1 pseudogene is annotated in these 268 nt (G+C 61.9%); it reads right to left on the minus strand.

Annotated features, from left to right (window positions below):
- Window positions 1–268: pseudogene (locus ACR9ZK_RS22155) on the minus strand (sugar ABC transporter substrate-binding protein); the annotation flags it as partial.

The following is a 268-nucleotide window of genomic DNA, read 5'->3' on the forward strand; positions in this document are numbered from 1 at the left end:
GAACATGGAGGCGCGCTTGCCTTCGGGGCCCTGAGGCGTGGGGGCGATGCCGAGGTCGATGCACTTGTAGCTGGTGTACTGGCCGATCATCCAGGAGCCATTGCTGTTGATGGCGGCTTTGCCTGCGCCGAAACTGTCGGCGACGTTGGCACCAACGGTGGTTTCAAGCTTGGGCATGTAGCCCTTCGCAGCGAGCGAGGCCCACCAGTCGATGGTGTCCTGGAGCTTCTTGTCGTCGTAGTTGAAGTGGGTGCCCCAGGGGTTCTTG

The organism is Monashia sp. HAY1-5C, assembly GCF_056755255.1.